This is a genomic window from Cellulomonas dongxiuzhuiae (assembly GCF_018623035.1).
Lineage (GTDB): Bacteria > Actinomycetota > Actinomycetes > Actinomycetales > Cellulomonadaceae > Cellulomonas > Cellulomonas dongxiuzhuiae.
The window spans coordinates 581007-599823 of the sequence record NZ_CP076023.1 but is presented as its reverse complement, the minus strand read 5'-3'; the positions used below and the strand labels follow the sequence as shown (position 1 = coordinate 599823).

General features: G+C 73.6%; 16 protein-coding genes. 10 read left to right on the top strand and 6 right to left on the bottom strand.

Annotated elements, in window-relative coordinates; genetic code table 11:
* The first annotated feature begins 9 nt into the window (after positions 1-9).
* Positions 10-576: a septum formation family protein gene (locus KKR89_RS02815; protein ID WP_243882987.1), complete on the top strand. Its 567-nt coding sequence runs from the start codon at positions 10-12 to the stop codon at positions 574-576.
* A gap of 41 nt (positions 577-617) precedes the next feature.
* Here KKR89_RS02815 and KKR89_RS02810 read toward each other — a convergent pair whose 3' ends face one another.
* Entirely contained in the window at positions 618-1331 is a 714-nt protein-coding gene (locus KKR89_RS02810; RefSeq protein WP_251140990.1) for a DedA family protein, read from the bottom strand.
* Between the two features lie 82 nt (positions 1332-1413).
* Positions 1414-4005, bottom strand: a complete 2592-nt coding sequence (gene clpB, locus KKR89_RS02805) for an ATP-dependent chaperone ClpB (RefSeq protein ID WP_208197174.1) — start codon at positions 4003-4005, stop codon at positions 1414-1416.
* A 184-nt stretch (positions 4006-4189) separates the two neighbouring features.
* On the opposite strand from clpB, the gene KKR89_RS02800 reads away from it, so the two are divergent.
* From KKR89_RS02800 to KKR89_RS02780, 5 genes are all read left to right on the top strand, one after another.
* Positions 4190-4624, top strand: a complete 435-nt coding sequence (locus KKR89_RS02800) for a glyoxalase superfamily protein (RefSeq protein ID WP_251140989.1) — start codon at positions 4190-4192, stop codon at positions 4622-4624.
* A gap of 95 nt (positions 4625-4719) precedes the next feature.
* The gene (locus KKR89_RS02795) at positions 4720-5376 is read left to right on the top strand and encodes a histidine phosphatase family protein (RefSeq protein WP_208197173.1); all 657 of its coding nucleotides are present in this window, start codon (positions 4720-4722) and stop codon (positions 5374-5376) included.
* A gap of 84 nt (positions 5377-5460) precedes the next feature.
* Positions 5461-5787: a hypothetical protein gene (locus tag KKR89_RS02790; protein WP_208197172.1), complete on the top strand. Its 327-nt coding sequence runs from the start codon at positions 5461-5463 to the stop codon at positions 5785-5787.
* A gap of 20 nt (positions 5788-5807) precedes the next feature.
* Positions 5808-6278, top strand: coding sequence for a luciferase domain-containing protein (locus KKR89_RS02785; protein WP_251140988.1), 471 nt, complete (start codon positions 5808-5810; stop codon positions 6276-6278).
* Positions 6279-6355: 77 nt separating this feature from the next.
* Entirely contained in the window at positions 6356-7372 is a 1017-nt protein-coding gene (locus tag KKR89_RS02780) for an alpha/beta hydrolase (RefSeq protein WP_208197304.1), read from the top strand.
* Here the strand turns inward: KKR89_RS02780 and KKR89_RS02775 are convergent.
* Positions 7335-8360, bottom strand: a complete 1026-nt coding sequence (locus KKR89_RS02775) for a cation diffusion facilitator family transporter (protein WP_208197171.1) — start codon at positions 8358-8360, stop codon at positions 7335-7337. The genes KKR89_RS02780 and KKR89_RS02775 overlap by 38 nt on opposite strands.
* A 107-nt stretch (positions 8361-8467) precedes the next feature.
* Between KKR89_RS02775 and KKR89_RS02770 the strand changes: the two genes are divergently transcribed.
* From KKR89_RS02770 to KKR89_RS02760, 3 genes are read left to right on the top strand one after another with little or no spacing between them, the layout of a single operon-like run.
* Entirely contained in the window at positions 8468-9247 is a 780-nt protein-coding gene (locus KKR89_RS02770; protein ID WP_208197170.1) for a VOC family protein, read from the top strand.
* 22 nt (positions 9248-9269) lie between these two features.
* Positions 9270-10001 (top strand): tRNA (guanosine(46)-N7)-methyltransferase TrmB, encoded by a 732-nt coding sequence (gene trmB, locus KKR89_RS02765; RefSeq protein ID WP_208197169.1) that lies wholly within the window; start codon positions 9270-9272, stop codon positions 9999-10001.
* Complete coding sequence (locus KKR89_RS02760; protein ID WP_208197168.1) at positions 9998-10711, top strand: LysR substrate-binding domain-containing protein; 714 nt, start codon at positions 9998-10000, stop codon at positions 10709-10711. Before trmB ends, KKR89_RS02760 begins: the two co-directional genes overlap by 4 nt.
* 64 nt (positions 10712-10775) lie before the next feature.
* Here the strand turns inward: KKR89_RS02760 and KKR89_RS02755 are convergent, their stop codons facing one another.
* Positions 10776-11807 (bottom strand): PT domain-containing protein, encoded by a 1032-nt coding sequence (locus KKR89_RS02755; RefSeq protein ID WP_208197167.1) that lies wholly within the window; start codon positions 11805-11807, stop codon positions 10776-10778.
* 253 nt (positions 11808-12060) lie between these two features.
* A complete protein-coding gene (locus KKR89_RS02750; RefSeq protein ID WP_208197166.1) occupies positions 12061-14544 on the bottom strand; it encodes a glycogen/starch/alpha-glucan phosphorylase in 2484 nt (827 codons plus the stop codon).
* Positions 14545-14827: 283 nt separating this feature from the next.
* Here KKR89_RS02750 and KKR89_RS02745 point away from each other — a divergent pair, with 283 nt between their 5' ends.
* On the top strand, positions 14828-16108 hold the full coding sequence (locus tag KKR89_RS02745) for an MFS transporter (protein ID WP_208197165.1): 1281 nt from the start codon (positions 14828-14830) through the stop codon (positions 16106-16108).
* A gap of 48 nt (positions 16109-16156) precedes the next feature.
* Here the strand turns inward: KKR89_RS02745 and KKR89_RS02740 are convergent, their stop codons facing one another.
* Positions 16157-18529: an LPXTG cell wall anchor domain-containing protein gene (locus tag KKR89_RS02740; protein ID WP_214765664.1), complete on the bottom strand. Its 2373-nt coding sequence runs from the start codon at positions 18527-18529 to the stop codon at positions 16157-16159.
* Positions 18530-18817: the final 288 nt, after the last annotated feature.

Sequence of the window (18817 nt, the reverse complement as noted above, 5' to 3'; positions counted from 1 at the left end):
CCGGGCCCGGTGGACATCCCGGACGACCCCCACCCGCCGACGCACTACGCACCGGGCTGGGAGGAGGCCGCCGCGACGCGCGCGCGGGCTCGGCGGCGCGTCGTCGTCGGCGTGACGGCCGTGGCGACGGTCGTGGTGCTCGCGGTGGGGACGACGGTCGGGACGCGTGCGGTCACGGCAGTCCGCAGCCGTCCGCTGCCGTCCGACGTGACGGCCTCGACCGACGCGTACGCGGTCCAGCTCGTCACCGGGTCGTGCCTGGCGACGCTGCCGGACGACGGCGAGGTCGACCGCGTGGACGTCGTGCCGTGCGACGACCCGCACGCCGCGCAGGTCGTCGCGCAGTACGCGTTCGACCCTGCCGCCGTGTGGCCGGGGCAGGAGGGTGCGCACGCGCGGGTCGAGCGGGCGTGCGTGCTCAGCGACGAGGAGGTCGCGGCCGGCGTGCGGCTGGTGACGTGGGCACCCACGGCGGGCGGGTGGTCCGGTGGCGACCGCACGGGCCTGTGCGTCGCGGTGCCGCCCGCCCCGGTGACGGGCTCGTTCGTCGACGGGACGGCGGCGCCCGCGGGCTGAGCTCCGCCGGCGGCCGGTGGTACCGGGCGGACCGTGCTCCGTCAGGCGTCGCGGACGCCGGCGTCGGACCGGGCCGCGCGGCGGCGCTCGCCGCGGCCCCCGGTCCGCGTCCACACGAACCGCACGAGCATCACGCCGATGACGGCGTACACGGCGGCGTTGAGCCAGTCGCTGTACCGGCCGATGTCGTCCCACTGCGAGCCCAGCAGGTGCCCGGCCCACACGAGGCCGCCGTTCCACACGGCCGAGCCGAGGAGCGTGTAGAGCGTGAAGCGGCCGAGGTTCATGCGCTCGACCCCGGCAGGGACGGAGATGAGGCTGCGGACGACGGGCACCCAGCGGCCCACGAGCACGGCGGCGCCGCCGTGCCGGACGAACCACTGCTCGGCACCGTCGAGGTCCTCGGGCTCCATGAGCGGGATCTTCTCGAGCCAGCGACGGATGCGGGCACGCCCGAGCGTCGCGCCGAGGCCGTAGAGCGCCCACGCACCGACGACCGCCCCCGCGGTCGCGGCGACGATCGCCCAGGTCAGGGACATGCCGCCCTGCGACGCGACGTACCCGGCGACGGGCAGCACCACCTCGGAGGGGATGGGCGGGAACAGGTTCTCGAGCGCGACGAGCAGCCCCACGCCCAGCGGCCCGAGCGTGTCGATGACGGACACGACCCACCCGGCCAGCCCCGTGAGCTCGGTACCGGAGTCGGGCGCGGCCAGGGCGACGTTGATCTGGGCCATGCCCTCGGATGCTGCCACGCCCCCTCCACCCCCGCGCGCCGAGCCCCCACCCGGCCCCGCCGGCCCCCACCGCCGCCCGGCGGTGGGGGCCGGGGTGGGGTCAGGGGGCGGTGTGGACCGTCAGGCCGCCGTCTGCGAGGTCGACCTGGAGGGTGTCGCCGTCGTGGATCTCGCCCGCGAGGAGGGACCGCGCCAGGCGGTCGCCGATCTCCTTCTGGACCAGTCGGCGCAGCGGACGCGCACCGTACGCGGGGTCGTAGCCCTCGAGCGCGAGCCACTCGCGCGCCCCGTCCGACACCTCGAGCGTGAGGCGGCGGTCGGCCAGCCGGCGGCCGAGCGACTCGATCTGCAGGTCGACGATGCGGCTGAGCTCCGTGAGCGTGAGCGCGTCGAACAGCACGATGTCGTCGAGCCGGTTGAGGAACTCCGGCTTGAACGCCGACCGCACCGCCCCCATGACGGCCTCGTGCTTCGCGGTGTCCTCGAGCAGCGGGTCGACCAGGAACTGCGAGCCCAGGTTCGACGTGAGCACGAGGATCACGTTGCGGAAGTCGACGGTCCGGCCCTGCCCGTCGGTGAGCCGGCCGTCGTCGAGCACCTGCAGCAGGACGTCGAAGACCTCGGGGTGGGCCTTCTCGACCTCGTCGAGCAGCACGACGGAGTACGGGCGGCGGCGCACCGCCTCGGTGAGCTGACCACCCTCCTCGTACCCGACGTACCCCGGGGGCGCACCGACGAGCCGCGCGACCGAGTGCTTCTCGGCGTACTCCGACATGTCGATGCGGACCATCGCGCGCTCGTCGTCGAAGAGGAAGTCCGCGAGTGCCTTGGCCAGCTCGGTCTTGCCCACGCCGGTGGGACCGAGGAACAGGAACGACCCGGTGGGCCGGTCGGGGTCCGAGATCCCCGCGCGGGCGCGACGCACGGCGTCGGAGACGGCCGCGACGGCCGCGCGCTGACCGATGAGGCGCTGACCGAGCACCTCCTCCATGCGCAGGAGCTTGGCGGTCTCGCCCTCCAGCAGCCGCCCGGACGGGATGCCCGTCCACGCGGCGACGACCTCGGCGACCTCGTCGGGGCCGACCTTCTCGGCGATCATCGGCGCCTCGGCCGGCTCGTCCTGCGAGCTCTCCGACGCCTCGGCGGCGGCGATCTCCTTCTCGACCGCCGGGATCTCGCCGTACAGGAGCCGCCCGGCCGTCGCCAGGTCGCCCTCGCGCTGGGCGCGGTCGGCGTCGGCGCGCAGCTGGTCCAGGCGCACGCGCAGGTCACCGACCCGGTTGCGGCCGCCCTTCTCCTTCTCCCACCGCGCGTTGAGCCCGGCGAGCTCCTCGCGGCGGTCGGCGAGGTCGGCGCGCAGCCGCGCGAGCCGGTCCTGCGACGCGGGGTCGTCGGCCGTGGCGAGGAACTGCTCCTCCATCTCCAGGCGCGTCACGGCGCGCTGGAGCTCGTCGATCTCGACCGGCGAGGAGTCGAGCTCCATGCGCAGGCGCGACGCCGCCTCGTCGATGAGGTCGATGGCCTTGTCGGGGAGCTGACGTCCGCTGATGTACCGGTCGGAGAGCGTGGCGGCCGCGACGATCGCACCGTCGGAGATCTCGACGCGGTGGTGGGCGGCGTACCGCTCGCGCAGGCCGCGCAGGATCGCGATGGTGTCCTCGACGGACGGCTCCCCGACGAACACCTGCTGGAACCGCCGCTCGAGCGCGGGGTCCTTCTCGATGCGCTCGCGGTACTCGTCGAGCGTGGTGGCGCCGACGAGCCGCAGCTCACCGCGCGCCAGCATGGGCTTGAGCATGTTGCCCGCGTCCATCGCGCCCTCGCCGCCCGCACCGGCGCCGACGACGGTGTGCAGCTCGTCGATGAACGTGACGACCTGCCCGTCGGACGCGGTGATCTCGGCCAGCACGGCCTTGAGGCGCTCCTCGAACTCGCCGCGGTACTTCGCACCGGCGACCATCGAGGCGAGGTCGAGCGAGACCAGCTTCTTGCCGCGCAGGGACTCCGGGACGTCGCCGTCCGCGATGCGCTGCGCGAGCCCCTCGACGACCGCCGTCTTGCCGACGCCGGGCTCGCCGATGAGCACGGGGTTGTTCTTGGTGCGGCGCGAGAGCACCTGCACGACCCGGCGGATCTCGGCGTCGCGGCCGATGACGGGGTCGAGCTTGCCGTCGCGGGCCTGCTGCGTGAGGTCGACGCCGTACTGCTCGAGCGCCTTGTAGGTGCCCTCGGGGTTCGGGCTGGTGACGCGGGCGCTGCCGCGGACGTTGGGCAGCGCGGCGAGCAGGGCCTCGCGCGACGCCCCGGCGGACCGCAGCGCGTCGGCCACGCCCGACTGCCCGGACGCGAGGCCGATGAGCAGGTGCTCGGTGGAGACGTAGTCGTCACCCAGCGTGCGGGCCTCGGCGTCGGCGGCCTCGAGCGCGGCGGCGGTCTGGCGTGACGCCGACGGCTGCGCGACGGACGCGCCGGACGACGAGGGCAGGCTCACGAGGATGCCCCGCACGGCGCGCCCCAGCGTGCCGCGGTCGGCACCGACCGCGTCGAGCAGGCCGTTGGCGACCCCGCCGTCCTGCCGGAGCAGGGCGTCGAGGATGTGCGCCGGCTCGAGCTGCGGGTTGCCGGCCGCGGCGGCGGACTGGATGGCGTCACCCAGGGCCTCCTGCGACCGGGTGGTGAACTTCGCGTCCAAGAGGACCTCCTGTGCGTGCGTGGCGCGTCGATGACTGTCGTTCTCAACGGGATCCGAACTTGAGTCTATTCCGCTCAAGTCTGGTTCGCAGCGGTGCCTCGCCAGCAGCGTCCGGGTGATCTAGCGTGGGCAGCGGGTCATTCGGCCCGCCGCTCGCACCCCGCCCCGTCACGCCGGAGGCACCGTGCCCACGCCACCGCTCCCCCCGCCCGACGCCGCCACGCCCGCGACAGCACCGGGCCGGGCCGGGCCCCGGGACGTCGGCAGTGCCGTCCCCGTGCTGCGCGTCCTCGACATCACCACGGCCTACGCCTTCTACCGCGACGTCCTCGGGTGCCGCGTCGACTGGGAGCACCGGTTCGGACCCGGCATGCCGGTCTACGCCCAGGTCTCGCGCGACGAGCTGCGCCTGCACCTGTCGGAGCACCACGGCGACGGCGTGTCCGGTGGGGTGCTGTGGGTCCCCGTCGCGGACGTCGAGGCCCTGGCGGCGCAGGTGCACGAGCGGACCGACGGCCGCCTGCGTCCCGGGGTCGACGCCGACGCGCCCGGCGGCCCGACGACCGAGGTCGTCGACCCGTTCGGCAACCGGCTGCGGTTCTGCCGGCCGACGGCCTGACGGGCACCGGACACGCACGTGTCACACCCGCGTCGCCGGCAGGACACGTGGCGCCCCTAGCGTCGGGGCGACCACCGAGAGAGAGCAGGGCACCGATGACCCTCACCATGACGCTCGTCCGCCACGGCCGCACGCACTTCAACGCCCGCCGCATCCTGCAGGGCCGGTGCGACTCGCCGCTGACGCGGGACGGCCGTGCCGGCGTCCGCGCCACCGCCCGCCACCTGGCGAGCACGCCGTTCACCGCCGCCTGGGCCTCGCCGTCGGGGCGGGCCGTCGCCACCGCGGTCGAGCTGCTGCGCCACCACGCGGAGGTCCCGCTGCGCACCGACAGCGGGCTGCTCGAGTACGCCTTCGGCATCTACGAGCAGCGGCCCGAGCACGTCCTCGACGAGGTCGTCGCGTGGCCGGACCTCGTCGACGACGTCCTGGCCGGGACCCATCCCGGCCTGCCGGGGGGCGAGCCGGGGGCCGACTTCATGGACCGCACGCGTGACGTCTTCGCGCGCATCGCGCGGACCCACGCCGACGGGCACGTGCTCGTCGTCGGCCACGGGCTCGCGCTCGGCGCGTACCTGGCCACGGTCGACGAGGTCGGGCTCGTCCCGCTGCCCAACGCGTCGGTCTCGACGGTCGAGGTCGCGGCGGACGGGACGGCCCGCATCACGAGCCTGGCGGTCGACGTCGCAGGTCAGGGCCACGTCGCCGCGCGCCCGATGCGCACGCCGACGCCGGTGGGGTCCGTCGCCTGACGGCCTGCCGCGCCCCGGACGCCCCCCGGTGACCGACGGCGCGGCCTGGCAGGATGGCCGGGGCGTCGGACGCGGGAGGTCGCGATGGAGGTCCTCGACCACGAGCCGTGGAGCTGGTCCCTGCTGGTCGACGACGGCCGGCTGCTGCTGGACGTCCACGTGAGCCAGGGGCCCGTCGGCTCGTCGCTCGTCATCGCGCTCGACGACACCGAGCGCACGGCGTATCGCACGGAGGGGCGCGCGTACCTCCACCGGCTCGCCGCCCAGGTGCAGGACTCGGCGCCGTTCGCGGTCGGGTCCACCTCGCCGTACCGGGCGCGCGACCTCACCGCGGAGGTCGGCGCCGAGCTGACGCGCCAGGTCGTCGCATGGCGGGAGCGCCACGCGACGGGCACCGACACGTCCGGCTGACCCGCCGCTAGGGTTCCCCCGTGCTGCACGACCCCCGCCCCGGGACCCGTCCGACGACGTCCGACGACGGTCCGCACCGTCAGCTCGACCAGCGGGCGCCCGCCGCGGTGTGGGGCGAGCTCGTGGCGCGCGTGCTCGCGCTGCCGGGCGTCGTCGAGGGCCACAGCCAGGTCTCCCCCGCGTCGTCGCGCGCGGTGTTCCTCACCGACCTGCGCGACGAGCTCGCCCCGCAGACCTCGCTCGCACCGGGGCAGCGCCTCGAGCCCGTGCACCTGCACGGCGTCGAGGACACGAGCATCCACCTGACGCTGCCGCCGGAGCGGTGCGCCGAGCTCGTCCGGCTCGGCTGGGCGGAGCCGCACCAGTACGCCGACTTCGGCACCGAGGTCATGCTCTACGGCCCGCGCGACGCGACCGAGCTCGAGCAGGTCGTGTCCGTGGTCGAGGAGAGCCTGGCGTTCGCGCGGACGGGGGCGTCCGGCCGCGCCTGACGACGCCCGCCGCGGTCCCCGCGGGCGTGCGGACCCCGTGCGAGGATCTGCGCGTGGCCCACGACGACACCCCCGCCATGCTGGACAGCACCGTGCCTGACGACGCGGTCAAGGACCGGTGGGACGACGAGCGCACCGACGTGCTCGGTGAGCGGTGGCGGGCCCGGACCCTGCACCTGCGGCCCGACGCGGTCACGCGTCGCACGGGCGTCGACCCGCAGGCCACGCTCGTGCGCCGCGTCCCGGACCCGGACGCCCCGCCCACGCGACGCGCGGTGCTGTACCTGCACGGGTTCGTGGACTACTTCTTCCACCCGCACGTCGGCGACGCGCTCGCGGCGGCCGGGTACGACACGTACGCCCTGGACCTGCGGGACCACGGCCGGTCGATCCGCCCCGGCCGGCCGCCCAACGAGACCACCGACCTGGCGACGTACACGCAGGAGATCGACGCCGCGGTCCGGCTGCTGCGCGCCGACCACGACGTCCTGGTCCTGCTGGGTCACTCCACGGGCGGGCTGACGGCCGCGCTGTGGGCCGACGCGCGCCGGGGCCGGGGGCTCGTCGACGCCGTCGTGCTGAACTCGCCGTGGCTCGACGTGCGCGGCTCGTGGTTCGAGCAGAACCTGCTCGCGCGCGCGGTCCACGCGGTCGGCCGGCCCGCGCCGCGGATCCCGGTGCGCACCATCGCGCCGCACTACGGACGCGCGCTGCACCGTGACACGGGCGGCGAGTGGGACTTCGACCTCGCGTGGAAGCCGCACGCGGGGTTCCCCGTGCGCGCCGGGTTCGTCCGCGCCGTGCGCGCCGCGCAGGCCCGGGTGGCCCGCGGCCTGGCGGTCGACGTCCCGGTGCTCGTCCTGGCGTCGGACGCCGCCGGGCCTCACAAGCGTCCGCACGACGCGCTGCTCAGCACCGACTCCGTGCTCGATCCCGCGCAGATCGCACGCCGCGCACCGCTGCTGGGCGGGGACGTCACGTACGTCGAGGTCGCCGGGGGCGCGCACGACCTCGCCCTGTCCGCCGCGCCGGTGCGCGAGCGCTTCCTGCGCGAGGTCACCGACTTCCTGACGGCCCGCCTCGCGGCGCGCTGACGGGCGGCGGGACGAGCGACGGCTCACCGGGCTCGGAGAGCGAGAGCATCGCGCCGGCGACTCCTGGACTGGCACGCACGGCGGCCTCGACCTCGGCGAGCAGACGCGACGCCTCGTGCTCGTCGGGGTCGCCCGCCAGGTCCACCGCACCGGTGAGCAGCACACGGCGCGCGCCGACGAACTCGATCCACAGCTGCGTGACCCGCGCGACCTGCGGCAGCTGCAGCAGCGCCCGCAGCGCGGCGGCCTGCAGCGCGGGGTCCACGGCCTGCCCGACGAGGAACCGCAGGTTGCGCACGACGAGCACGTACGCGACACCGGCGAGGAGCCCGCCGACGAGGATCGACCCGACGGCGTCCGGCACCGGGGACCCGGTCACCTGGTTCGCGACGATCCCGCCGGCGGCGATCACGAGTCCGACGAGCGCTGCCGAGTCCTCGAAGAACACGGCACGCACCGTCGGATCGGATGTCGCCAGGACCTGCTCGAGCACGCCGCGCTCACGCTGCGCCGCCTCGGCGCGGCTCTGCCGCCACGCCTGCCGGAAGGACGCGCCCTCGAGCACGAACGCCACCGCGAGCACCGCGTACGCGACACGGAAGTCCGACGCCGGCTCCGGGTCCGTCAGCTCGTGGACGCCGTGCGTGACGGAGACCCCCGCACCGACCGCGAACAGCCCGATCGCCGCGAACATCGACCACACGTAGACCTCGCGCCCGTAGCCGAAGGGGTGCGTGGGGTCGGCCGGGCGCGCCGCGCGGCGCTGCGCCACGAGCAGGAGCACCTCGTTGCCCGTGTCCGCCCACGAGTGCGCGGCCTCGGCCAGCATGGAGGCGGCACCCGTGACGACCGCCGCGACCGTCTTGGCCACCGCGATCAGCACGTTCGCGGTCAGCGCGAGGACGACGGTGAGCGTCGACTCCCCGCCCGCGCCCTGCTCGGGTGCATCGACCAGCGGGTCGGCCTCGTCGCGTGGGTCGGATGCCATGTCACCGGAGTAGCACGCGGGCTCGTCGTGCGCGATGGGTGCGGCGGTGGTTGGCTGTGCTCGCCCTGCCGCGGACCGACGTCCGCACCACGACCTCCGGAGGACCCATGACGCTCACCCCCGACCCGTGGCCTGCCGGCGTGCCCAGCTGGGCGGACATCACCGTCACGGACCTCGGGCCGACGCAGCGGTTCTACGGCGGCCTGCTCGGCTGGCAGCTGAGCGTCGGGGGGCCCGAGACCGGCGGGTACGTCACCGCGACCGTCGACGGGAAGGTCGTCGCCGGCCTGCGGGTGTCGGACGTGCCGCAGCCCGCGGGCTGGTGCGTCTACCTGGCGACGGACGACGTGGAGGCGAGCGTGGCGCGCGCGGTCGGGGCGGGGGCCAGCGTCGTGGTGGGGCCGATGTCGGTGCTCCGGCAGGGCCGCATGGCGCTGCTCACGGACCCGACGGGCGCGCTCGTGGGGTTGTGGGAGTCGGTCGAGCACACCGGGTGGGAGCTGACCGACGCGCCGGGCTCCTTCGTGTGGGCCGAGCAGATGTCGCACGACCCGGACGCCGCCCGCCGCTTCTACACCGCCCTGTTCGGCTACGAGCAGCACGACATGAGCGCGCCGGACTTCACGTACACGTCGCTGTCCGTCGGCGGGACGCCCGCGGCCGGCATCGGCGGCTACGGTCCGGGCGCGGGCGACGTCCCGGCGGCGTGGACCTGGTACATCGCGGTCGAGGACGCGGACGCGATCGTGCCGCGCGTCGGCGAGCTCGGCGGGGAGGTCGTCAGCGGCCCGGAGGACACCCCCTACGGGCGGATGCTCCTGGTCCGCGGCCCCGCCGGTGAGGTGCTCGCCCTGCTCCAGGCGCCCGAGGAGGACGTCGTCGCCTGATCCGGTGCGTAGGGTGGGCGCCGTGCAGTACCCGATCGACGTGTTCACCCATCGCGCGCCGCGCGCGCACGAGCCGGTGCGCACGTTCCAGTCCCGCCGGTCGCCCCTCGGGGTCGACCGGGTCGACGCGCTGGAGCGCCTGTTCCCCCGGTGGGGCTTCTCGGTCGACGACCCGAGCGCACCGCCGCCGCGCACGCCGGACGGCCTGCTCGACACGGTCGCACTGTTCGGCCGTGCGGCGCCGCTCGTCGTCGAGATCGGCTCCGGCATGGGCGACGCGACCGCCGCGATGGCCGCGGCCGACCCCCGCCGCGACTGGCTGGCCGTCGAGGCGCACCTGCCCGGTCTCGCGGCGCTGCTGCTCCTCGTCGAGCGCCACGGCCTGACGAACGTCCGGGTGGCCCACGGCGATGCGCTGCGGCTGCTGCGCGCCGACGTCGCCCCGGGCAGCCTCGACGCCGTGCACGCGTTCTTCCCGGACCCGTGGCCCAAGACCAAGCACCACAAGCGTCGCCTGGTCCAGCCCGAGCACGTCGGGCTGCTGCGCGCGCGGCTGCGCGTCGGGGGCACGCTGCACGTCGCCACCGACTGGGCGGACTACGCCGAGCAGATGCGGGACGTGCTGACGGGCGACCCGGACCTGGCCGGTGGCGTCGTGCCGCGGCCCGCGCACCGGCCGGTCACGCGCTTCGAGCAGCGGGGCCTCGACCTGGGCCACGAGGTCACCGACGTGATCGTGCGGCGCGTGCGATGAGGCTGCTCCTGGTGCCCGGCACGAGCCCCGACCGGTGGGCGCGGGTGTGGCGCGAGCGCCTGCCCGCCGACCCCCTGCAGGTCGTGCACGCCGGTGCGGGCGAGGCGGTCGACGCGGTCCTGCGCGGCGACGTGGACGCGGCCGTGCTGCGCCTGCCTCCCACCGGTGTGGACACGCCGCCCCCGGGCCTGCCCACGACGACGCCGCGCACGGCCGACGGCTGGGCCGTGGTGCCGATGTGGACCGAGCAGACCGTCGTCGTCGTGCGCAAGGACCACGTCCTGACCGTCGTGAGCGAGGTCGACGTGCCCGACCTGGCGGGCGAGACGCTGCTGCTCCCCGGTGACGACGTCCTCGGCTGGACGCCCCCGGGCGTCGACGTGCTCGAGGTCCCGGACGTGCCCACGGGCGTGGACCTCGTCGCGAACGGCGCGGGCGTCCTGCTGGTGCCGCACTCGCTGGCGCGCCTGCACGACCGCCGCGGCACCGCGGTGCGCGTCGTCCCCGACGCGCCGGGGTCACCTGTCGTGCTCGTCTGGCGCACGGACACCGAGCACGCGCACGTGCAGGAGCTCGTCGGCATCGTGCGCGGCCGCACCGTGGGCAGCTCGCGCGGCAGCGGCGCGCAGGCCCCGGCACCCGCGCCGCGGCGCGAGCCGCGCACGCCGCGCCCTGCTCCGCGGCGCACACCGCCGCGCAAGCGCCGCTGACGCACCGACGCCCGGCAGGTCACCGTGAGGTGACCGACCGGGCGTCGGTGAGGGTGCTGCTGGGTCAGCTCGCCAGGCGACGACGCGCCAGGACGAGCGCACCGCCGGCCGCGACGAGCACGACGCCGCCGAGGACGCCCGCGACGGGGTCGACACCGGTGACGGCGAGCTGCCCGCCGGCGAGGACCTCGACGTACTGCCAGCCGAGGAGCGTGCCGTCGGCGCGGTACAGCGCGACGCGGTGCGTGCCGACCGTGACGGCCGCGGGGACCGTCAGGCGCAGCGTGCCGTCAGCGGCCACCGTCGCGACACCGAGGTCCGTGGGGACCGAGAACAGGTAGCCGCGCAGGACCGCACCGGCCGGCAGGCCGGACAGGACGAGCGTGCCGCCCCGGGTGACGTTCGCCGGGCTGGTGAAGCCGCCCTTGGTGGCGTCCGTCAGCTGCGTTTCGACGGGGCACGTCCCCGCGAACGGGGTGATGTTGATCGTCTGGAAGATGGTGGTGTCGAACTCGGGCTCGATCAGGACCCACGCACCGAGGTCCGTGAACTCCTTGTCGTCGCCGGGGAACGCGAAGACGTAGTACTCGCCGGGCGCGACGTCGAACTGGCCTGCGTCGCCGGGGTTCTCGGAGGACCCCTCGATGTCCTCCTCGCTGGCTGCGTACAGCGAGCCGCCCTCGTTGAAGACGACCCAGTCCACCGTCGAGGCCGGCGCGATGGCGATCCGGCCGGTGTTCACGACGTTGAGGCCGTTGCAGGTCGGCTGCGTGACGGTCAGGGCCGGGACCGGGACCGTACCGGCCGTCGGCTCGGCGGTGGGCTCGTCCGTCGGCTCGTCCGTCGGCTCGTCCGTCGGCTCGTCCGTCGGCTCGGCGGTGGGCTCGTCCGTCGGCTCGTCGGTGGGCTCGTCCGTCGGCTCGTCCGTCGGCTCGGCGGTGGGCTCGTCCGTCGGCTCGGCGGTCGGCTCCGCGGTGACGGTCGGGGACGGGCTCGGCTCGACCGTGGCGGCCTGGGCCGCGACGGCGGTGCCGCTGAAGGCGAGGACGGAGAGCGCGATGATCGCGGCCGCTCTCCGGAGGGGGTTCGGGGTCACGAGGTTGCTCCTTCATTGCCCGCCGTGAAGGCGGACGAGTGGCGTGGATCTCAGTGCTCGTCCGCAGGCTACGGGTCGGCGTCGACGCAGGTCACTGGGCAGAAAGCGCCCGTACCGCCCGATCCGGGAGGAACCGGTCCGCGCGTACGAGTGAACTTCTCTGCGAGCTGCCCGAGAGCCACCTGTGGACACGGAACGGCCCCGCCACCCGCGAGGACGTCGCGGGTGACGGGGCCGGGCGCGGACGAGCGGGTCAGCGCGAGACGACGGGCCTCGAGTGCCAGATGCGGTCGATGTAGTCCCACATCGCCCGGTCGGAGGAGAAGAACCCGGAGCGCGCGACGTTGAGGATCGCCGAGCGGGTCCACGCCTCGGTGTCCCGGTAGGCCTCGTCGACGCGGTCCTGCGCGTCGAGGTACGCCTGGAAGTCCGCCAGGACGAGGAACCGGTCCTCGTGCAGCAGGTTGGACACGATCGGCTCGAAGACCGTGCGGTCACCCCCAGCGAACGCCCCCGAGGCGATGAGGTCGATCGCGCGACGCAGCGTCGCGTTCTCCTCGTAGAACTCCGCGGGGCGGTAGCCGGCGGTGACGAGCGCGTCGACCTCCGGCTCGACCAGGCCGAACAGGAAGAAGTTCTCGTCGCCGACGAGCTCGCGGATCTCGACGTTGGCGCCGTCGTCGGTCCCGATGGTGAGTGCGCCGTTGAGCGCGAACTTCATGTTGCCCGTGCCCGACGCCTCCTTGCCGGCCAGCGAGATCTGCTCGGACAGGTCGGCCGCGGGGATCAGCGTCTCGGCCAGCGTCACGTTGTAGTTGGGCGGGAAGACGACCGTGAGCGCGCCCTTGACGCGCGGGTCGGCGTTCACGACGCGGCCCACGTGGTTGATGAGGGCGATCGTCTGCTTGGCCATCTTGTAGCCGGGAGCCGCCTTGGCACCGAACGCGAACACGCGCGGCGGGATCGTCGTGGGGTCCAGCTCGCCGCTGACGATCCGCTCGTAGAGCGACACGATGTGCAGCACCTTGAGCGTCTGGCGCTTGTACTCGTGCAGGCGCTTGACCATGACGTCGAGCATCGCGTCCCCGGGGAGCGTGATGCCGTCGCGGCGCTGCAGCAGCGCGCTGAGCCGGTGCTTGTTGTGCGCCTTCACGGCACGGAACTTCTCGCGGAACTCCTGGTCGTCGGCCAGCGGCTCCATCTCGCGCAGCCGCCCCAGGTCGGTGATCCAGCCGGGGCCGATGGCGTCCGTGATGAGGTCCGACAGCGCCGGGTTGGCCAGGCGGACGAACCGGCGCGGCGTGACGCCGTTGGTCACGTTGGTGAACTTGTCCGGCCAGTACTCCGAGAAGTCCGGCAGCACCTTGTCGCGCAGCAGCTGCGAGTGCAGCTCGGCGACGCCGTTGACCTTGGAGCCCGCGATCGTGGCGAGGAAGGCCATGCGCACCGAGCGCTCGGGGTGCTCGGCGATGATCGACATGCGGCGCAGGCGCAGCTCGTCACCCGGGTACCGCTGCGCGACCTCGGCGAGGAAGTCGTCGTTGATGCGGTAGATGATCTCGAGGTGGCGCGGCAGCAGCTTGCCCAGCAGCGCGACGGGCCAGACCTCCAGCGCCTCCGGCAGCAGCGTGTGGCACGTGTACGCGAAGCACTTCTGCGTGACGGCCCAGGCCTCGTCCCAGTCCCACTTCTTCTCGTCGACCAGGATGCGCATGAGCTCCGGCACGGCGATCACCGGGTGGGTGTCGTTGAGCTGGAAGATGATGCGCTCGGGCAGGTTGTGCAGGTCGAAGTCGGCGGGCAGCACGTTCTCGACGAAGTCACGGATCGAGCACGCGACGAAGAAGTACTGCTGCTGCAGCCGCAGCTCCTTGCCCTGGGGCGTCGAGTCCTCGGGGTAGAGCACCTTGGAGATGTTCTCCGCGAAGGTCTGCGAGCGCACGGCCTCGACGTACTCGCCGGAGTTGAAGATCGCGAGGTCGAACGCCTCGGTGGCCTGCGCGCTCCAGAGCCGCAGCGTGTTGACGCGACCGTTCTGGTAGCCCGGCACCATGTAGTTGTAGGGCACTCCGCGCACGTCCCACGTCGGGACCCAGCGGCTGCGCTCGACCCCGTCGTCGTCCGTGTACCGCTCGGTCGACCCGCCGAAGTGCACGGTGACCGCGGCCTCCGGGTGGGGGAACTCCCACGGCGCGCCGAGCGTCAGCCACGAGTCGGCCTTCTCGACCTGGAACCCGTCGACGAACGTCTGGCGGAAGATGCCGTACTCGTAGCGGATGCCGTAGCCGATGCACGGGACGCTCATGGTCGCGAGCGAGTCGATGAAGCAGGCGGCGAGGCGCCCGAGGCCGCCGTTGCCGAGGCCGGGCTCGACCTCCTGCTCGCGCAGCGTGCCGAGCTCGATGCCCAGGGACGCGAGGCCCTCCTCGACGATCTCCGAGAGGTCGGTGGCCAGGAGCGCGTTGTCGAGCTGGCGCCCGAGCAGGTACTCCGCCGACAGGTACGCCACCGACTTGGCCTGCGCGTCGCGCTGGCGCCGGACCGTCTCCAGCCAGCGCGCCATGAGGTACTCGCGGACGGTGCGCGCGAGAGCGAGGTATTGGTCGTTGACGCTGGCGCGCTCGAGGGTGACTCCCTGCCCGTAGTGCAGCTCCCGGAGGAACTCCTTGACGAAGCCTTCGACGGAGTGCTGCGGGGCCGTCGCCGGCGCGGTGCTGTTGGCACGGTTCTCAGTCACTTACGCAACGGTAGTTCCCCTCACCGGGTGAATCCAGGCGGGCAGCGGGGGCATTCCGCCACGAAGTGCGCAATCAGCGTGTCTCGCGGCGTGTCCTGTGCCCTTGCTCACCTCTCTCCTCACGGGGCACGGCGGGGCAACCCGGCGCGAACCGCGTGCGCGCGGCAATCGGCGTGACCGCGAACCACCGTCGGGACGAGCATGGGGTGGTCCCGATGAGTCCGGCCGCCGCGCCCGGTCTTACCCCGGGACGTCGTCGTGCACCTACCACCCCGAGGCCGCCATGACCACCCCCACCGCACCCACCCGCTGGCGGCGCGACGTCACCGTGTTCCTCACGGGTCAGACGTTCTCGCTGCTCGGCTCGATGCTCGTGCAGTACGCGATCATGTGGCACCTCACGCTCGTCACGCGCTCCGGGACGGTCATGGCCGTCTACGCGGTCGTCGGCTTCCTGCCGCAGGCGGTGGTGTCGGTCTTCGGCGGCGTGTGGGCCGACCGGCTGAACCGCCGCGCGCTGGTCATCGGCGCCGACGCGTCCATCGCCGCCACCACCCTGGCGCTCGCGATCCTCATGCTGTCCGGCTACGACGACCTGTGGATCCTCTACCTGGCCGCCGCGATACGGTCCGCCGGCGCGGGCATCCAGACGCCCGCCGTCGGCGCCCTGCTCCCCCAGATCGTGCCGACCGACAAGCTCATGCGCGTCAACGGCATCAACGGCACCATCCAGTCCGCCATGATGCTCGTCGCGCCGGCGCTGGCCGCCGGCATGTACGCGTGGGCGTCGATCGAGGCCATCTTCTTCGTCGACGTCGTCACCGCGCTCATCGGCATCGGGCTGCTGCTGCTCGTGCCCGTGCCCCGCCTGCAGCGCGCCGACCAGCAGGCGGGCGTGCGCGGCTACCTCGCGGACCTCACCGACGGCGTGCGGTACGTCGCCCGAACACCGTTCGTGCGGTGGATCCTGGCCATGTGGGGCCTGGTGTTCGTGCTCATCGTCGCCCCGTCGTTCCTCACGCCGCTCATGGTGGTGCGCTCGTTCGGCGACGAGGTGTGGAAGCTGACGGTCAACGAGCTGGCCTTCAGCATCGGCATGACCCTGGGCGGCGTCGTCGTCGCGTGGTGGGGAGGCCTGCGCAACCGCGTGCACATGGTGGTCATCACCACCGCGCTGTTCGCCGTGCTCAACGTGGGGCTGGGCCTGTCGACGAACATGTGGGTCTTCTTCGGCTTCATGTTCCTCATCGGCCTGGGCGTGCCGTTCTTCTCCACCCCGACCATGACCGTGCTGCAGGAGAAGGTCGAGCCCGAGCGGCTGGGACGGGTGTTCGGGTTCGTGGGCATCGTCATGGCCGTCGCGATGCCCGTCGGGATGGCGGTGTTCGGGCCGTTGGCCGACCGGTACAGCGTCGAGTCGCTGCTCGTCGCCGCGGGCGTCGCGCTGATGGTCGTGGTGGTCGCCGGCGTCGCGCTGCCCTCGGGACGGCGCGCGATGGCCGAGGCCGAGGCGCCCGCGCCGCAGGACGAACCTCTCGAGGACGAACCCGCCCTTCGCCCCTGACCCGGCACCAGGTGCTGCGCACGGGGTCGACCCGCGGGGCTGGCGCGGTCACGGGCGCCGCGTCCAGCGGTGCCGCAGCACCAGGAGCGCCCCGCCGGCCAGGATCAGCCCGAGCGCCGTCGGGACGATCCACGGCTCCGAGAACCCCGTCCTGGGCAGCGTCCCGCCGCCCCAGGCCACGACCTCGCGGGGTGAGCCGCCGCGCGGCCCGGCCGGGCCGTCGGCGCGGCCCCCCGGCGGGGTGCCGGGGTCACCGGGGCCCGGTCCCGGGTCGGTGGGACCGGGGTCGGTGGGGCCGGGGTCGGTCGGGCCGGGGTCGGTCGGGCCGGGGTCGGTCGGGCCGGGGTCCGGCGGGTCGGTCGGCTCGGGCGCGAGCTGGACGATCGGCCCGCCACCCAGCCACGCCATGCTCTCCGTGTCCTCGGCGAACGTGCCCAGGGCGTTGCCGGCCGGAGCGGCCAGCGGCACGCTGACCGCGTCGTGGACCGAGGACTGCACGGTCGTCGGCAGGGTCGGGTGCTCCTGCTGGAACTGCTCCGCAGGCATGGCCTCCCGAGGCGTGTCCGGCAGGGTGACCCCGCCCACGATGTCCATCCAGTACTCGATGTCGCCGAAGGTCCACTCGTACCGGAAGAGCGGCGTGCTCAGCTGCTGGACGTACTCGTCGAAGACGTCCTGCGGGTCCCACGCCGTGCGCGCCGGCCACGGCGACACGTCACCGGAGCCGATGACGTCGTGGAAGGCGCCAGGACGCTCGGCGTCACGCTCCTCGAGCCACTGGGCGGCCACCCGTGAGGTGTACACGCGACGGAGGTCCGCGTACTCCGGGGCGGAGTTCACCCGCTGCTCCAGCAGCGGCGCGAACGTGTCGGCGATGCGCCGGGTGTTGCGGTCCACGATGTCCTGAGGTGCGTCCTCGCAGAAGTCCTCCTCCTGCCCCGGCGGGCGCCAGTCGATGTCCATCGGCTCGTACCTGGCCGCCAGGGGCGCATCCAGGATGTAGAGCTGGTCGCCGTCCTCCCGGACGGTGGCCGGCTTCGGCTCGACCCACATCCGGTAGGACCCGTGGCAGATCAGGCCCTCCGACGTGCGCTCCATCGAGTCCCAGAAGGCCTTGCCGTGCTCGGTCTCCGGGTCCATGTACTCGTACTGCGTCTCCTTGAAGCGCAGGTCCGCCTGCAGCAGCACGCGACCCGCGTCCGTCGTCGCGAACTGCGGGTCGATGATCGACTCGGGCGAGTCCGGGTTCAGGTTGACCCAGAACTGGCTCTGGTCGAGGGCCAGCCACGTGAACAGCGCGTCCGACGAGAGGTCGAGCGCGGCCTCTCCCCCGAAGCCCGGCTCGGCCTCGCCGTCGTCCGGCAGCTCCGCCGCGGAGAACGCGTACCCGAAGTCCTTGGTCTGCGGGTCGTCCGACACGTAGTGGAGCTCGAGCGAGGTCCAGTCGATACCGCCCGGGCGCCGGGCGCCGAAGCCCTGGCGGCGCTGGTCGTCGTCGAAGTCGTCCGCGAGGCGCCGCGCCTCGCGGGCGTCGGCGGCTGTCCGGCCGGAGCGCGCCGCGAGGTCCTTGGCGGCCCCTCCGGTCGGCTTGTTCGGGTCCGGGTTCAGGGACGTGTTGGCCGGTTTGGCCGGCGGGTTCTGCAGGCGCGCGGTGGACTCCAGCACGACGTACCTGATCCCGTGCTGGTCCATCAGCCGGACCTGCCCGCGGAGCGGCTCCTGGCTGAAGACGTAGTACACCTTCCAGCCCGACCCCCGCATCAGGGCCTGGTCAGCCCGGAGCTGCTCCAGCTTGAGGGGTGAGCCGCCGGACTTGAGCTCCATGGCGAGCTGCTTCGTCCGGTTGACCGAGTCGTACCGGCGCTCGTACCCGAGCTGCTTCTCGTTCCAGAGCTTGGTGTCCTCGCACATCCACTCCGGGCCGCCGAGCTGGAGGCGCCGCCCGACGTTGCGGTGGAACCCGTCGCCCCTCGCGTCGTTGGCCTGGTTCGGGATGTACGTGTTGCGCCAGCGCTCCCAGTCCCACGGGCCCTCGTACACCTTCCAGCGACGGAGCATGCGGTCCTCGGACCCGGCAGGGAAGTCCCTGTAGTCGCCCTGCAGCGCGTCGAGCTCCGCCTGCGTGGGTGCCGCACGGTCCCGGAACGCCTCGGAGGCGTTCTCGTAGGTGTAGTCGGGGATCCTCTCCTTGTGCCCGGCCGGGACGTTCTTGCCGCCGGGCAGGTCGTCGTCCCCCGCGATGCCGTCGATGCCGTCGATCAGCTCGTCGCACCGGATGTCGAAGCGGGGCGCGCCCGCCACCTCGCCGACGGGCGCGAGCACGCCCGTGGCGGCGAGCAGGAGTCCGGTGAGGAGGACGAGCAGGCGGCGGAGCCGCTCTCGACGCTTCTCGTGCGCGAGCAGCTGGTTCTGGCGTGACACGTCCACCTGGGGCCCCCTCAGACCAGGACGGCGCAAACCCCGCCAGATTGTCGTGAACAGCACAGAACGGTCAAGGACATCTTCTTCTGGCCGCGTCACCCCGCAGGCGGGAGACGGCCGCCCCGCGATGCGACCACGTCGACGAGCGCGGTGGACACGGGTCGAGCGCGGGGGGATCCACCACCGCGCTCTGCAGGTGTGCCCCGCGCTCGGCGACGGGTGGTCGGACGACGCGAAGGGTGGGTCGGCGGTATCACCGTCCGGCGCACACGGCTCCTCGAACGAGCA

What these genes read in the sequence shown, in the direction of transcription:
- KKR89_RS02745 (WP_208197165.1), top strand. Translation starts at nt 14,828, where the DNA reads ATGACCACCCCCACCGCACCCACCCGCTGGCGGCGCGACGTCACCGTG.
- KKR89_RS02780 (WP_208197304.1), top strand. Translation starts at nt 6,356, where the DNA reads ATGCTGGACAGCACCGTGCCTGACGACGCGGTCAAGGACCGGTGGGAC.
- KKR89_RS02770 (WP_208197170.1), top strand. Translation starts at nt 8,468, where the DNA reads ATGACGCTCACCCCCGACCCGTGGCCTGCCGGCGTGCCCAGCTGGGCG.
- KKR89_RS02760 (WP_208197168.1), top strand. Translation starts at nt 9,998, where the DNA reads ATGAGGCTGCTCCTGGTGCCCGGCACGAGCCCCGACCGGTGGGCGCGG.
- KKR89_RS02795 (WP_208197173.1), top strand. Translation starts at nt 4,720, where the DNA reads ATGACCCTCACCATGACGCTCGTCCGCCACGGCCGCACGCACTTCAAC.
- KKR89_RS02775 (WP_208197171.1), bottom strand. Translation starts at nt 8,360, where the DNA reads ATGGCATCCGACCCACGCGACGAGGCCGACCCGCTGGTCGATGCACCC.
- KKR89_RS02790 (WP_208197172.1), top strand. Translation starts at nt 5,461, where the DNA reads ATGGAGGTCCTCGACCACGAGCCGTGGAGCTGGTCCCTGCTGGTCGAC.